The following is a 15,291-nucleotide window of genomic DNA, read 5'->3' on the forward strand; positions in this document are numbered from 1 at the left end:
GCCTATTTGCCCATGATCTTCATCGCATCGGCCAGAAACTTGTCCGAGCGGACGTCGTCGTCGGCATTGCAGCGCTCGATGGCCTTGGCTTCGAGGTCGTTGACCTTGGCCATGTCGGCGTCGCTGAGCTTGGCCGTTGCCTTGGCGGCACGCATGGTCTTCAGCGTATCCTCGCAAGGGGCGGCCGCTGCGGCATGGGCCTGGGGGACGATGGATCCAAGGCTTGCGATGGCGGTAATAAACGTAGCGGCGATAAGCTTTTTCATCGGAGAGTCCTTCGTGTTTTCGCAGACAATCGTCGAGGCCGGCAGCCCGATCGATCGCCCGGCAATATCGTTCTTGCCGGTGGGCTAACGATCTAGCCCAGTGCTCCTACAACGGCCTTGCCGTCAGGATACGATTTCGTAAGGTTCGAGATGCCGAAGGTCATGCCGACGCGAGCGAGGCTCGCTATTGTTCCTTCACAGCAAGATTTCCGATCCGACCGATGCAGCATTACGGTGAAAAAGCAGACTGTTGCCCGTCGTCGACGGCTGTACGGCGCGCGCGCGATCCTACGGGGTTACGCATCCGTATGATCCAGGCAATCTGGCAGAGAATTAGCCCGTTTAGCTTGGGCTGATCACCTCGGCATGCCCATCGAGATTAAGCGCGCGAAGTGCCGGCTTTGCCGTTGATACCGGTAAGGTCCCTGTTGAAACCATCAACTCGAACTGGATCAAGAAGATGAAAAGATCAGTCATCATCGCTGCGGTCATCCTTGTGGTCGCATCGTCAACGGGAGCCCTCGCTCAGGGCGTTACCGGCACGATCAAGAGTGTCGACAGAAAAGCCGACACGATCACGCTGATGAGCGGGAAAGTGCTCAGACTGCCGGAGCAGATCGAAGTGGAACGCTTTAAGGCTGGCGAGAAGGTCAAGGTCCACTACTTCACCTCGAAAACCGGCAGAGCGACGGTATCGAGCATCCATACCCTGATGTAGGACAGCCCACCTTGATCAGCATGGTCCCTTGAGCCGCAATCGGTTGAAGGGGCTTTGCTGACCCCGGCGGGATCGTCCCTGTCATGACGCCTGGCATCTTTCGTGAGCCGTACTGCCGGTTGCAACTCACCCTCAGAAATATAAGCCTTTAGTTACTTTAGTATAATACAATTCAACATGTAATTCAGGTGCATGTCAGCAAAGAGCGGCATGGATCACGCAGGTCTGCGAGCTGGAGATGGACGTGCGAATACTATTGGTCGAGGACGATGCGATCTTGGGGAATGCCTTGCGCGATCATGTCGCCGCCGAAGGCTGGGACATCGACTGGGTGGTCGATCTCCACGCGGCAATGCGTGCAGTGGACGCGACCTCCTATTCGTTGGCCCTTCTCGATCCTGGCTTGCCTGACGGCTGCGGGCTGGAATTGTTGAAGCATTTGCGGGCACGTTCATTCACGACATCCACGATCATTATTTCCGCCGGCGATCACATCGCCGACAGACAGAAGAGCCGCCAACTCGGCGCGGCCGACTATCTGGTCAAGCCGTTCGGTCTTGGCGAGCTGACCTCCCGCATCAGGTCCGTGCTTGGCATCGACTGTCCGTCATCCGCAGCGATCGCTCCCGCGGTCGGCACTGCTCTCTGTCCAACGGAAGATCCCGGTGTCACGCTGACAAGGAAGGCGAGCACAAGATGGCAGTGGCTGCGATCACGCAATGCGAAACTAGCCGGCCTCCTGACCGCAATGCTAACCGCTCCGGCCGCGGCGTTCGGCATCTATCTCGCCGTGCTGCATTGGGACGGCAATTTTCACGCCGTCATCCCCGGCGAGCTCTATCGCTCGGCTCAACTTTCGCCGACGCAGATCGAGACTTACGTGCGCGAGAACGGCATTCGCTCGATCGTCAATCTGCGTGGCGAGAACGTCAAACATGATTGGTACAATAAGGAGGTCAAAACAGCGCAGCGCCTGGGAATCGAACATATCGACTTTAAAATGTCCGCACGGAAAATCATGACGCCCGACAGGGCCGAGCAACTGGTCGATATCCTGCGCTCGGCACCAAAGCCCATCCTCATCCACTGTCAGGCGGGCGCGGACAGAACCGGTCTTGTCGCCGTTATATACAGCCAGAAAATTGCCGGCATGGATGCAAAGGCGGCCGCACAGCAGCTTTCCATCACCTATGGCCATCTCGGCATCCCCTATCTGTCGAAAACATATGCGATGGACGAGAGCCTGCAGAATTTGCAGAAGCATTTCAGCCAATATGATTGATAGATTCATGTGCTGTCCGAAGCACATTTCCAAATAGTGACGACGTGTGATGGCACCGTAGGCGGTGCTGCCTATCCCCTTCTGGCGGAAAGGATATCGCCATGGTGATCAGATCCGAAATCACGCACAGGGAGAACTATCGTTAGCGCATGCAGGGCGTGATGCTACCTCTCAATCGCGCTGCGGATTATTACCCGCCGCAGACCATCATAGGTGACGATGAGGTCGTCAATCTTCCCAGCCAGCCTAAAGATGAAATCGTTGCTCTCGATCACGATGACTTCTTCTCCGCCGCGCCAAGCGCCGTCATATCGGTGTTGGAGATCACGCGCGTAGCGGATAGCCAAAATCCAAGAGACAGCAATTTACTCTTAGAACGGCATAGTGATGTCTTCACGGTTCTCTATCGCGCCGGCAGTAAGGCAGTCCCGCAGAACATGCCTGTCGGACTCGCTGAGCATCCCTGCTCCCGCCCTGATGCCGTCTTGCCATGCCGGACCACGCTCCCAGGCTTCGTTGTAGACGAGAGCCAGGTCTGATGCCCTCCTCGTCAGCAGCAAAGCTTCGAAAAGAAGCGCAGCCTGACGGATATCCTTGCTTCGCTTCGCGATGCTCTGCCCGTCAGCCTGACGGCGAGACGCCACAATGAGCTTATGGACGGCGTACCGAGACGGATCCGGCACGGTCACGGAGACGCCGCTCTTATGGAGCAGGACAGTTCGGACAGGATCTCGAATTAGAAAATCGAGGAAGCGCAACGGATCGGCGCTGGCGCCCCCAAGGGCCGGCACCTTGGCTGGCTGGTCGGTGTAATCGTCAGATCCGCGATGGGATGTCAGGAACTCGACGCGATAGCCGCGATCCGTGACAAACGCCGAGGACGCCGCCGCTCCGGATCGATGAGGCACCGGCCGAAAGGTTGGATCGACGTTACGGAGTAATGTGAGAACGGGCGGAAGGCTGTCTTCAACCTCTGATGAGATGGCGTAGTCCTTCGCAAGATCGGCGTCTCCAGTCAAGAGTGCTGCCATCGGGAGCCGAACCCCTAGGATACCCGCATAGGTCTGGAACGCTACCGTGCCAACTAGAACACCCTGGAGCCGAAAGAGGCCCCCGGCCGCCAGCGCCTCGACAACGTCACCTGACATCTTGTCCGGGGCAATCAGGCCACCTTCGCGCGTCAACGATGAAACCAGGCGGCGGCGGGCGCGGCGATCGTCCTTTTCTCGCCTGAAGAGTTGAGCCCGTTTGGCAATGTCCGGATCATTGTCCGGCCCAACATAGCGACGGGTCCTACCTCCTTGCCCGTCAGGTAGATCGAAATACCAATATCGGCGCCCCTTGACGGCCACAGGTGTGAAGCGCCCCTCTGAAGGGAAGTCGGCGGTCCATGCGGCGTCGAGTGAGCGCTGGTCAAGCTCGGCTAGCATCGTTTGGTACATGAGATCGACAAGCTTCATTGCCGGTTTGCTTCCTGGAGCTTGAGACGTGCGTTACCCACGCTAGCTGGTTAAGTGCCTCGCCGTTTTGCATGAAATGCTGTGTCGCAGAAGATGCCAAGTGGCCGAAGCGGCATTGCATAATCCAATGCCGTGATGCATTGCTTTCGCGGTCAAACTATACCTTTTATCGGAAAAGGTATAACTGTGGTTCGATAAGGAAGCAAGGGAAAGCTCATTCCCGTTATGGCCTTTTGGCTGTGAACCGGCTCTGAACAATGCTCCCGTTGATATACTCTGCAACAATTTGAAATTGATAGGAAAATCGGAACACTCACGGGGTCATGTGTGATGCTGGCGTGACCGCCACTTTCTTCACAGAATGGAATATATTTCAACGGCTTAGAGCCCATCATCAACGGGTCACTCTTGGATGCTTTTTCACACTTTGCCAGGGGCGTTGTGAAAGCTGGACGCGAGAGATTCCCTACGGGCAGGCCGGGTGTTTGTCGCGGACCGGACGACATCCGACGAAGCAAGAACGCATGCCATAATCACAATAATCGAGCCGTCCGCCCGGCATATTGGCTACTTCGACACTGGGGTCACGCAGTTTTCGGAGCTTTCACAAAGTCTATATACCCGTCGAAACGCAGAGCGCCCAGAATGCAAAAAGCGGCCTGTCGCCGGACCGCATGGCGTGGCGGATATGCGGCACGTTGTAGAATGATCCACCAACACCGGGTGTAAACCAGCCGCGCTCGTCCTGCAGGAATTCGCCTTCTGACAGAACGAGGTAGACTTCCTCAGGGGTATGAGTGTGATCCGGATAGCGGACGTTTGGCGCAAGCAGTGTTACGCCCAGCCAGATATCCTGCCGTTCCTCTATCCCGCCAGGACCAAGGATCATGGCATTGGCATGCCCATCGACGAAATTCTCGCTGGCGGTCAGCTTGTCGTAGGTGGGTCGCCTACGCCATTCCAGGAGGGGCTCGATTACCCTGAACCGATCGACTAGCTCTTGTAGTACGGGATCCTCCGTTCCCAAATCGAGGGCGGCCTCCAGGTATGCACAAGCCGGCAATCGACTGCCTGATCGCTCAGATGGCAATTGCGGCTCGTTCAGCAGGCCGAAGATCTCGGAGATTGACCGCTGCCCCTCGCCCGTGGGTGCAAACCGGTCGTAAGCCGCGGAGCACGCGTCTACGAACTGCTGCAGGTCCTTGCCTCTCTGATTCATAGTGGTGTTTCCCGCAATTTGGCCTCAGCCCTGACTTTCGAAGGTGATATTCCATAGAGCCGCCTGAAGGCGCGGCTGAAATGGGAGGCGTTGTTGAAGCCGACGTCATTGGCGATATCGACGAAAGTTGCATTCGTATGCTTCACGAGAGACTGGGCTTTTTTCATCCGTAGCTTGGTATAGGCTTGCGCGGGCGAGGTTCCGGCCTCGACCATGAACAATCTTTCCAATTGGCGACGAGAGAGCCCGACGGCATCGGCGATGTTGTCGATGGTGAGCTCGTCGTCGATGTGCTGCTCCATCAAGATCAACGCCGAGCAAAGGCGAGGGTCCTGGAAATTTTCCGCCAAAGGCCGTCGGGGTTGAACATCGGACTTCCCGCGAGCTCTCTGGATTTGCAACACTTCCAGCGCATTGCGCTCGGCGTCCGTGCTGATGTGCAACCGGATCAGATGGGCGGCCATATCGGCGGAGCCGCTGCCACCCGCGCAGGAACCGCGGCTCTTGTCGAGAGCGTATATCCGCTCGGACTCGACCGGGTTTTCCGGAAATCGTTCCCGGTAGGTCTTGTAGTGCAGCCAGCTTACGCAGGATTTGTGGGACCGCATCAGCCCGAGGTCTGCGAGGATGAACGATCCCGTGCACACACCGATCAGCGTGACATCAAGCTTGGCTGCCCGCATTAGGTAGGCTCGGGTCTCAGCGTCGAGAGGAGACTCGACGTTGAGCAATCCGCCGACCACGACGATGTAATCGAACTTGTCGGGCGAACTGAGGGCGGACGTGGGCGCCACCTTCACGCCGCAGCTCGACGTTATCAGGTGCGGGGTACTGGCCATCACCTGCCAGTCCGCGAACACGCGGCCGGATCTGTCAAACTCATCGCTGCCAAGCCGGATCGCATCCACAAACATGGAGAAAGCAGACAGCGTGAAAGACCGCGCCAGAATGAAACCTATCGTAAGGCGATTGTCGTCCTTCTTTTCTGCCGATCGCATTTGGAACTCCTGCTCTATCGGATTGATAGATTGCACTTCTCGGACATGAGCGGCCTTCAGATCGCGGAACTTAACCTTCTGAAAGCGCCAGCGCCTTTCGATAGGCGGCTTCGAGGCCGGCGTGAACGGCTGTCTCAAACCCCTTGTCTCGCATCGTCACGATGCCCGCGGCCGTCGTGCCGTTGTAGGCCACGAATGCTTCGACAGCATCGGCAGGAGCCTGCCCGTGTCGCTCCTGAAGGCGACCTGCACCGATGACGACCTGCTGGGCGGCACGGTTGGCCATCGCGACCGAAATGCCTCGCGATACCGCGTCTGACACCATCGCATTCGCCAGCAGTGCAGGAAACGCTTCCCCGGAACCCGACATTGCGGTGAAGTAGTCGATATGATCCTCTCGATCGACGATGTCGACTTGCCCACAGCTTTCGAAAATAGTGCGGGCGATTTGCAAATCGTCATCTCGATCGGAAGCGAGGTAAATGGGCGTATAGGAGAAACCAAGCTCGGCGGCGGCATTCGGCAGAGCCCTGGCGATCCTGTCTGCTCCTGTGTCGCGGCGAATCTGATCCAGCGTGACCCCCGCCATGACCGAGATGATCAACTTGCCGGCGGCAGCGATCTTGATGGCTTTCCAGTCGGCCGGCCGAACGGAAAGAATGACGACATCGGACTGGGCCACCAACTCCATGTTGTTCTTCGTCCAATGGCATCCGATCGCTGGGTCAGGCGTTCCACTCCTGTATGAGCAGGTCAGCTCATTCGGAGCAACCGTCCCGCCACCGATCAACGCTTTGGCCAAGGCCGAACCAAGCCATCCGCCGCCACCAATGATACCAATGCGTCCGATCTCATTCATTTCAATCTCCGTCGTCTTCTGTTCATTAAGGTGCGTGACGTGTCAGCCACGTTCTTATTTGCTTTGTCGGGTCAGGCCGGACCTGGGTCACGGTTACGTTGCAGCGCGCCCCTGGAAAGCCGATCAAGAAGAAGAGCGACCGCCACGATGGCGAGACCAGCGCGAAGACCGAGACCCATTTCCATTCGGGTCAGACCTCTCGTCACCTCGGCCCCAAGGCCGCCGGCGCCGACGAGGCCAGCCAGAACGACCATCGCCAGGGAAAGCAGGATGCACTGGTTCAGCCCGACGACGAGCGTTGGCTTGGCTGAGGGAATTTCGATCTTCACAAGGGCTGCCATGGGCGAAGCACCGATCGCCTGGCCGAGTTCTTTCAGATCGCTTGGCACCTGCTTGAACGCCAGCGTCGTCAGCCGCAGCATGGGTGGCACGCCGTAAACGATCGTGGCAATGATCGCCGGCACGCGGCCCAGGCTGAAGATCATGACGGCAGGGATCAGGTAGACCCAAGGCGGCACGGTCTGCATGATATCAAGAATGGGACGAATGCCAGCCTCTATCGCCTTGTGGCGCGAGGCAATGATGCCAAGCGGAAAGGCGATCAGCACCGAAATAAACACCGACACCGTGACCAGCGCGACCGTCTGCATGGAGGGTGTCCAGAGGTTCGCAGCCAGGCAAAACCCCAATGCGAGAACCGCGAGGATTGCGACGCGCCAACCTGCCAGCACGACTGCCAGCAAAACGACCACGACGATGACGGCATATGGCGGGAGATAGAGTAATGCCTTCTCGATTGTGTTCAGAACTGCCTCGATAACAATACTGATCGCCTCAAACACCGGATGAAAGTTCGTGTTGAGCCAGTCAACCCATGGAGCGAGTAGAACACCGGGCGAATATGCGAGAATGTTCGGATTCATGTCTTCGCTCCATAGCCGAGGGTCGCCGCACCTTGCGCTAGCCGATCGAGAACCATAGTCAGAATGACGATTGCGATGGCAGCATTGATGGATTTGGCGATGTCGAGTGTGCGGATCGCACCATAGATCGTCTCGCCAAGTCCACCAGACCCGACGATGCCGGCGATCACGACCATGCCGAAGGCCATCATCAGGCTCTGGTTGATCCCCGCCATGATACTCGGCATTGCGAACGGGAGCCGGATCTTGAAGAACATTTTCACGCCCGTAATGCCGCTTGCATGACCGAGCTCCAAGAACTCGTTCGGTGTCATCCGGATGCCAAGAGATGTCAGACGGAAGGCCGGCGGAACGGCAACGATAATGGTGGCGACCAAGGCTGTTGCCGGTCCGTATCCAAGAAGCGCGATTGCCGGCAGCAGATAGATGTACGGTGGCAGTGTCTGGATGAGGTCGAGCACTGGTTCGAGTGCTCGGTCCAACGCCGGTACGAACCCCGCAACGACCCCCGCTGGAATTCCCAGAAATAATGCAATGAACGTGGCGGTGATAACGAGAGCCAGCGTGCTCATGGTTTCAGGCCATAAGCCAATCACTGCGCAGAACGTTAGGGCCAAGCCCGCAAACAGGCCGAACCATAGATTTACCACTCGCCATCCCAGCACAGCAAAGACGATTGCAACAGTATAGAATGGCGAAACGTTTAGCACCCAGAGGACACCTCCATAGACGCCTTCGAGCACTGCCCGCACGAAGTCGAATATGAACTGTGCATTGTCACCGAGCCATTCGAGAGCACTATCGGTTGTCAGATCGAAAGCATCTGCAAAGCCTGAACTGTCCATTTCGGAACGCTCCAATAAAAGAGGTCAACTATGCCGTAGCCAGTTCACCAGTTTGCGTACCTTTGACCCCGCGCAAAAGATCGCGGGTTGTGACCACCCCGACGACCGCGCCGTCGTTGACGACTGCGATGCCATCACGATCCGATTGCATGGTTAGCAAGATCAATTCATCGATATCCGCTTCCGGTGTGGTGGTGATCAATGTCCTGACATCGGAATTCGGTTGGGCCTGCTGATACTGGGCAACGGAGCCCATGACGGAATGCGCTTTGATGAGATGGAGGCGTGATATCCCAGCCACGAATTCCGCTACATAGTCATCCGCAGGATTGAGAACGATCTCCTCGGCCGTACCGACCTGGATGATGATGCCGTCCTTCATGATTGCGATCCGGTCACCGATCCGCATCGCCTCATCAAGATCATGAGTGATGAAGACAGCCGATTTACCGAGGTCCTTGGTAAGCTGCCGAAATTCATCCTGAAGCTGGCGGCGGATCAAAGGGTCAAGTGCGCTGAACGGCTCATCCATAAGGATGATTTCCGGGTTGGCGGCAATCGCGCGCGCCAGTCCCACGCGCTGCTGCATGCCACCCGAAAGCTCTGCAGGATAACGAGACAGCCAGTCGGCAAGCCCCACTTTCTCAAGTGCTTCGGTCGCTGTTTTGTTGCGCTCCGATTTGCCGATTCCCTGAACTTCCAACCCAAATGCGGCGTTCTCGAGAACCGTTCGGTGCGGTAGAAGGGCTACGCTTTGAAACACCATTCCGATGTGACGAGCTCTGGTCTGACGGAGGTCCGCGGCACTCAATGTGGCAAGGTCGTGCCCTTTTACGATTACCTTGCCGAGGCTCGGTACGATCAATCTGTTGAGAACCCGGATGAGCGTGGATTTTCCGCTACCGGACAATCCCATGATACAGAAGATCTCGCCACGACGGACCTGAATGCTCGCATCGGCGACGCCCACCACGCAGTTGTAGTCCTGAAGGACCTGCTTCTTGGTCAGCCCTCTTTCCACCACGGCCTTTACAGCAGCGTTGGCCTTGTCGCCAAAAATCTTCCAGACCGACTGACAATCAATCAGCAATTCGCCATTTGCGATATCGGATACGCTCATCTCGATCCCCTGGAGCCAGTTCGATGCCGGCTTCTCAATTCGATTGATGGGAGACGACCGCTCGGTTTCGAGCCGAGCGGTCGTTTTGTCCTTTAGTTCTTCTTTATGTTTTCCCAACGCTTGATCAGATCGGCATGGCTATCCGTCCAATCCTTCACGGCCTGGTCCATGGTCTTGCCGTCCTTGACTTCACTATTCATGTTGGTGATGTCGTCGATCGGGATGTAGACGCTGGCCATCACTTCGCGTGCGTGCGGGTAATCGGCAGAAAAGCCCTTATGGCCGATCCAGTAGTAGCCCTGCGGAGGAGGATACACGCCCTTAGGGTCCGCGAGGAACTTCATGTCGAACTTCTGTGCCATCCACGATGGCGTCCAGACTGTCGCAACGATCCATTCCTTGCGGTCGACCGCGGACTTGAGCGCTGCGGTCATTGCGGCGGTGCTGCCCTCGACTAGCGGAAGCTTCAGATCATAGGCCTTTACAACGTTGGCCGTGTCGCGCATCAGACCGGAGCCAGGCTCGATGCCGACGATCTTGCCACCAAACTTGTCGGCGTTGGCGTTCAGTTCATCGATCGAGTTGATTGGCACGTATTTCGGCACGGCCAGTCCTTGAAAGAGACCGTGGGAGACCGGGGAAAGCTTTTCGAGACGGTTCTTGTTCTTGTCCCAGTAGTCCTGGGCAACGTAGTCGGTCTGGGAGGCGAGAACCTGAATGTCACCCTTGCTGAGCGCGGCGTAGGCGATGCCCCATTCAGAGAACTCGGTCACCTTGACGGTGTAGCCTGCATCCTCGAGAACCTTCTTGGTGATGCCGGTGATCGGCGTCAGGTCTTCCCAGGACAGAGTTCCCATCGTGATGGTCTTCTCTTCGGCGTGCGCCGGCAGCATGGTCATCGCGACCATGGCAGCAGCGCATAATGCTTTCCACAATGTCTTCACGGTTGATCTCCTAGTTTTCTGTTCCCATTTTGTCGAAGACCTGCGGTTCTGCTTGGGTCCCCGTTATCACGTTGCCTGAAGGATCATCCCTCGCGGCCGGCACGCAATTCCTGCCATCGGATCACCGAATTGATTCCAAGCCACGCCAAAGGCTTCGGCGGAAGCTTGGCTGGCATCGGCTGATCCTGATATTTCTGAAGGCTGTCGGACGTCTGTCCGGTCGCCAGATCGGCGGCCATCATGCCGGCGAGCGTGCTCTTGACGGTTCCAAGGCCATTTTCGCAGCAAGCGGAAAACAGGCCCTCCTCGATTTCACCGAATGCGGGCACGTGATTTCGGCTGAGGCACAGGCGCCCGGCCCAGCTATATTCGAAGGGCACTCCCTTGAGACCAGGAAACCGGGCTTCAAGCGAATTGCGGTGTTCCTCCGCCATTTTCGCCATACGCTTTTCGCTGACGATGACCGAGGTCTCGTAGGTGTACTTGGTGCGGATGATGAGGCGTGATTGGCCCTGTGATGTGATCTTTCGAAGCGTCGCGCCCATAGCGTCGGCCGGAAGCAGCGCCCACCGTTCGCGGCCCGAAGCCTTCGCTCCGACACGGCTGGCATCGATTGCCGCTGTCATCGACGCATACGCGAAGATGTGCATCAGCCGCCCACCGAAATGCCCGAAGTCGTCGATATGACCGTTGACGCCGAGGATCACCTTGGATGCCTTTACGGTGCCGTTCGGCGAGGATGCGGTCCAGATACCGCTCTCCCGCTTCAGCGAGGTGACGGGTGACCGTTCGAAGATGTCGACTTTGGGCGCAAGCCCCGCAGCAAGGCCGCGGATGTAGTCGGCGGGCTGGATCAGCACTGCGCCCGGTGTGTAAAGACCGCCGAGATAATAGTCCGATCCTGTCAACTCGCGCATTTCTCGGGCATCGAGGATGGTGTGTGGTTCGTCAGCGCCCTGCAACGATGCGCCAAAAGCTCTGTTGAGCTCCAGGCCGCGCGCCGTCGCTGCCGCGTTGATCTTGCCAGAGGGATCGAAGGTTTCCTTCGACATTCCATATTCGGCTGCAGCGTTTGCCGCGAAGGCGATCGCCAATCTGTTCTCGGCCATCTCCAGTCTGGCGGCGGCCGCACCTGCGCTCGAGTATTCACCCGACGACAGATTGTGCGGAACGTCGATCATGAAGCCGGAGTTTCGGCCGGACGTGCCCTTGCCGACCTCGCTTGCGTCCAGGACGACGATTTTGTCGCCCGGAAGAAGTTGCCGAAGCCGGCGCGCTGCCGAAAGACCCGCGAAGCCCGCGCCAATGATCAGCCAGTCGGCCTTGACGTTGCCATCGAGACAACGGACGGGAGCGCTGCGATCACTGATGGCCTCCCATCCCGACCTGCCATTTTCGACGGGCAATCGCCTCACCGACGAGTTCATCTGACCGTCTCGTCGATCGAACGTTCGGAGGTGTCGATCCAGATGGTCTTCAGCTCGGTGTACTGGTCGTGGGCAAAGATCGACTTGTCCCTGCCGCCGAAGCCCGACTCCTTGAACCCGCCGAATGGTGTCGTGGCGTCGCCTTCGCCGAAGCAGTTGACGGTCACGACACCGGCGCGGATCTCGCGGGACAGCTTGATCGCGTTCCGGAGGCTCCCGGTATAAACGGAAGCTGCCAGGCCATAAGGGGTGTCGTTCGCAAGAGCAATGGCTTCCGAAATCGAGGTAAACGTCGTCACCGACAGGATCGGTCCGAAGATTTCCTCCTGAAAAAGGCGGCTCTCCGAGCTGACGCCGTCGATGACGGTCGGCTCGACGAAGATCGATTTATCCGTCTGGCCACCGTGGACCACCGACAGCTTTTCCGTGATGGCCTGGTCGAGATAGGACTTCACTTTCTCGAAGTGCTCAGGGCTGACCAGCGAGCCAACGCGGTTTTCCGGATCGAGCGGATCGCCCATCTTCCAGTCTCGCAGGTATGCGCCGATGCGGCCGAGCAATTCGTCCTTGATCGAGGCATGGACGAGAAGTCTTGACGTCGCCGAGCAGTTCTCACCCATGTTCCAGAAGGCTCCGGAGACGACCTGTTCGGCAACCAGATCCAGATCTTCCGCGTCGTTCATGACGACGGCGGGATTTTTACCGCCGCATTCAAGGACGATGCGCTTCAGATTGCTGTCGGCTGCATAACGAAGGAAGCGTCGCCCTGTCACGGTCGAGCCAGTGAAGCTGACCATGGCAATGTCATTGTGCAGGCCGATCGGCTCGCCGACGTCCTTGCCGGTGCCGGTGACGATGTTCAGCACGCCGGCCGGAACGCCCGCCTCATAGGCAATTTCGGCCACACGCAACGTGGTCAGCGACGTCTGCTCGGCTGGCTTGACGATGACCGAGCAGCCGGCAGCAAGAGCCGGTCCAATTTTCCAAGCAAGCATCAGCAGCGGAAAATTCCAGGGCAGCACGCAGCCGACGACGCCGATCGGCTCACGAACGACGAGCGCCAAAGCGTTTGCGCCGACCGGGGCGGTGCTGTCGTAGATCTTGTCAATCAGTTCGGCGTGCCAACGGATTGTGTGGATGGTATCCGGAACATCGATGGTCTGGCACTCGCGGACCGGCTTGCCGCTGTCGAGGCTTTCCAGCACGGCGAGTTCGTGGCTGTTTTCTTCGAGCAGCTTTGCGAACTTGAGAAGAACAGTCTTCCGCTCGTTCGGCGAAAGACGGTGCCAACGCCCGTCGTCGAAGGCTTCTTTCGCCTTGCTGACTGCGAAGTCGACGTCGGTGCTATCGCAGGCGGCGACCGCAGTTAGTACCTTGCCCGTGGCAGGGTTGATCGTATCAAAGGTCTTTCCGGATGCAGCCGGACGGAATGCGCCGTTAATGAAGGCGTTTCCGGGAAGCATGACGGTTTCGGCTATCGCTGCGTACTCGCCCGCGGTCAGGACTTCATGCATTGTTGGCTCCCGAGGTGATCTGCGCGATGGTGCGCTTGAGATTCGTGATGACCGTCTGCAGGGCGCGTTTTTCTTCGGAATTGAGAGGACGGAGCGGAGCCCGCACAGGACCGACTTTCAGGCCGGCGAGCTCGCAGCCGAACTTGATCGACTGCACGAACTTGCCACCGTCGAGCAAAGCCATGAAAGGCAGCATTGCCGACATGATCTTGCGGCCCTTATCGAAGTTCTTTTCGAGGACACAGGCTTCGTAGAGTGCGACATGTTCCCTCGGGAGGAAGTTCGCACCGGCGCAGACCCAACTCTGAGCACCCCAGGCGAAGAATTCGAGGGCCTGGTCGTCCCAACCGCAGGAAAGGTTGATGTGCGGAAACTCGCGGGCCAGCATATGCACCTGCGCCATATCGCCCGAGGCCTCCTTGATGGCGACGACGTTCCTCGACTTGCCGACGCGGGAGAAGTATTCCTCACCCATGGAGACACCCATGCGGGCGGGATAGTTGTAGAGCATAATCGGCAGGTTGGCCGCACGGTCGATCGCCAGGGCATGGACGGCGTTCTCGCGCTCGGTCGGCATCGCATAGGGCGGTGACGAGACCAGGATCGCATCCGCGCCGATGGCTTTGGCGGCCTTGGCATATTCGATCGAATCTTCGGTGCGCGTCGCGCCGGTCCCGATGATCAGCGGCATCCTGCTGCCGACGATGTCCTTGGCCGTGGATGCCAGGTCGAAGCGCTCTTGCGTCGTCTGGGCGTAGTATTCTCCGGTCGAACCACCCACGATGATGCCGTGGACTTTCGCTTCGATCAAGGACTCGAGGACATCGGCGTATGCCGCCTTGTCGACAGTGCCATCCGCTGCATAGGGCGTAACAGCCGGGGGATAGATACCTTGGAACTTCACGACGACTTCTCCATCAACGCGGCGACCATTCCGTCGACACGCGCGTCAGCTTTCATTCCTTCGGGAGCGATGAACATTTCCATGTTCTCGCGCGACAGCTCCCAGTGCTCGAACACGAGGTCGACGACCGCATCCTCATCATGGGCTTCGATGGCCGCGATGAAGCCATCGTGGTGATCGACCGAAGCCCTGAGGCGGCTTTTCATGTCGTCATTGCGCGGGCGGAAGAAGGTGTGGCCGATTCTGGCATGATCGATGAGCAGGCGACCGAGGCTCGGCTGCAAGTAGACGTTTCCGGACATCTCTCCCATGATCTCATGGAAACGATTGTTCTTCAGAACCATGGCTTCCAGATCGGCAGTCTCACTCGCGTCTCGGAATAATGACTGGGTATTCTTCAGCTCGACCAGCTGCTTCGGCTTGAAATTCTGAACAGCCAGGCGGCCGATAGCGGCGTAGACCATCGGCGCGACCTGGAAGAAATTCCGGAGCGTCGAATGGTTCATCGGGCTTACGCGCGCGCCCCTGTTCTCCCGGATATCGATGTATCCTTCGCCAGCGAGACGACGAAAAATATCCCTGACCGGCGTGCGCGAAAGCCCGTAGCGCTCGCTCAGACTAACCTCGTCCAGGTCTTCATCCGGATCGAGCTCCATCGTCAGGATCTGACGCTTCAGATCGTCATAGAGACTATTTTTGCTGCTTTTCACCGTGAACTCCGGGTTCGCTCGCCAAGGGCCGCGGAAGGAAGTCTGCGGCCGTTGGGGCGAACTTACATCCGACAGCGAACGAGTCAACAAAATTGTATAATC

General features: G+C 57.9%; 15 protein-coding genes. 2 read left to right on the forward strand and 13 right to left on the reverse strand.

All coding sequences use genetic code 11. The features are described 5' to 3' along the window. Nucleotides 1-2: 2 nt before the first annotated feature. Complete coding sequence (locus tag AC1RO0_RS30925) at nt 3-266, reverse strand: hypothetical protein (protein ID WP_153370449.1); 264 nt, start codon at nt 264-266, stop codon at nt 3-5. Nucleotides 267-726: 460 nt separating this feature from the next. Between AC1RO0_RS30925 and AC1RO0_RS30930 the strand changes: the two genes are divergently transcribed. Together AC1RO0_RS30930 and AC1RO0_RS30935 are read left to right on the forward strand one after the other, a co-directional pair. Next, nucleotides 727-984 carry a DUF1344 domain-containing protein gene (locus tag AC1RO0_RS30930; RefSeq protein ID WP_498596343.1) on the forward strand — a complete coding sequence of 86 codons (258 nt, stop codon included), beginning with the start codon at nt 727-729 and terminating at the stop codon, nt 982-984. A 244-nt stretch (nt 985-1,228) separates the two neighbouring features. Beyond that, nucleotides 1,229-2,266 carry a response regulator gene (locus AC1RO0_RS30935; RefSeq protein ID WP_498596344.1) on the forward strand — a complete coding sequence of 346 codons (1,038 nt, stop codon included), beginning with the start codon at nt 1,229-1,231 and terminating at the stop codon, nt 2,264-2,266. A gap of 371 nt (nt 2,267-2,637) precedes the next feature. Here the strand turns inward: AC1RO0_RS30935 and AC1RO0_RS30940 are convergent, their stop codons facing one another. The 12 genes from AC1RO0_RS30940 to AC1RO0_RS30995 form a co-directional block, all read right to left on the reverse strand. After that, nucleotides 2,638-3,726, reverse strand: a complete 1,089-nt coding sequence (locus AC1RO0_RS30940; protein WP_498596345.1) for a nucleotidyltransferase family protein — start codon at nt 3,724-3,726, stop codon at nt 2,638-2,640. A gap of 613 nt (nt 3,727-4,339) precedes the next feature. Continuing rightward, nucleotides 4,340-4,945, reverse strand: a complete 606-nt coding sequence (locus AC1RO0_RS30945; RefSeq protein WP_498596346.1) for a dimethylsulfonioproprionate lyase family protein — start codon at nt 4,943-4,945, stop codon at nt 4,340-4,342. Further along, complete coding sequence (locus AC1RO0_RS30950; RefSeq protein ID WP_498596347.1) at nt 4,942-5,943, reverse strand: GlxA family transcriptional regulator; 1,002 nt, start codon at nt 5,941-5,943, stop codon at nt 4,942-4,944. Before AC1RO0_RS30950 ends, AC1RO0_RS30945 begins: the two co-directional genes overlap by 4 nt. A 70-nt stretch (nt 5,944-6,013) precedes the next feature. Then, a complete protein-coding gene (locus AC1RO0_RS30955) occupies nt 6,014-6,802 on the reverse strand; it encodes a pyrroline-5-carboxylate reductase family protein (RefSeq protein ID WP_498596348.1) in 789 nt (262 codons plus the stop codon). Nucleotides 6,803-6,873: 71 nt separating this feature from the next. Beyond that, nucleotides 6,874-7,725, reverse strand: coding sequence for an ABC transporter permease (locus tag AC1RO0_RS30960; RefSeq protein ID WP_498596349.1), 852 nt, complete (start codon nt 7,723-7,725; stop codon nt 6,874-6,876). Then, complete coding sequence (locus tag AC1RO0_RS30965) at nt 7,722-8,570, reverse strand: ABC transporter permease (protein ID WP_498596350.1); 849 nt, start codon at nt 8,568-8,570, stop codon at nt 7,722-7,724. The genes AC1RO0_RS30960 and AC1RO0_RS30965 overlap by 4 nt, the downstream gene beginning before the upstream one ends. A 28-nt stretch (nt 8,571-8,598) precedes the next feature. After that, nucleotides 8,599-9,690, reverse strand: coding sequence for a quaternary amine ABC transporter ATP-binding protein (locus AC1RO0_RS30970; protein WP_498596351.1), 1,092 nt, complete (start codon nt 9,688-9,690; stop codon nt 8,599-8,601). A gap of 92 nt (nt 9,691-9,782) precedes the next feature. Next, nucleotides 9,783-10,634, reverse strand: a complete 852-nt coding sequence (locus AC1RO0_RS30975) for a glycine betaine ABC transporter substrate-binding protein (RefSeq protein WP_498596352.1) — start codon at nt 10,632-10,634, stop codon at nt 9,783-9,785. Nucleotides 10,635-10,717: 83 nt separating this feature from the next. Beyond that, complete coding sequence (locus AC1RO0_RS30980) at nt 10,718-12,061, reverse strand: NAD(P)/FAD-dependent oxidoreductase (RefSeq protein ID WP_498596353.1); 1,344 nt, start codon at nt 12,059-12,061, stop codon at nt 10,718-10,720. Further along, nucleotides 12,058-13,575 carry an aldehyde dehydrogenase gene (locus tag AC1RO0_RS30985; RefSeq protein ID WP_498596354.1) on the reverse strand — a complete coding sequence of 506 codons (1,518 nt, stop codon included), beginning with the start codon at nt 13,573-13,575 and terminating at the stop codon, nt 12,058-12,060. Before AC1RO0_RS30985 ends, AC1RO0_RS30980 begins: the two co-directional genes overlap by 4 nt. Further along, complete coding sequence (locus tag AC1RO0_RS30990; RefSeq protein ID WP_498596355.1) at nt 13,568-14,479, reverse strand: dihydrodipicolinate synthase family protein; 912 nt, start codon at nt 14,477-14,479, stop codon at nt 13,568-13,570. Before AC1RO0_RS30990 ends, AC1RO0_RS30985 begins: the two co-directional genes overlap by 8 nt. After that, entirely contained in the window at nt 14,476-15,189 is a 714-nt protein-coding gene (locus AC1RO0_RS30995; protein WP_498596356.1) for a GntR family transcriptional regulator, read from the reverse strand. Before AC1RO0_RS30995 ends, AC1RO0_RS30990 begins: the two co-directional genes overlap by 4 nt. Between the last annotated feature and the right edge of the window lie 102 nt (nt 15,190-15,291).

This window comes from Rhizobium sp. GW821-FHT14E12 (assembly GCF_058803745.1).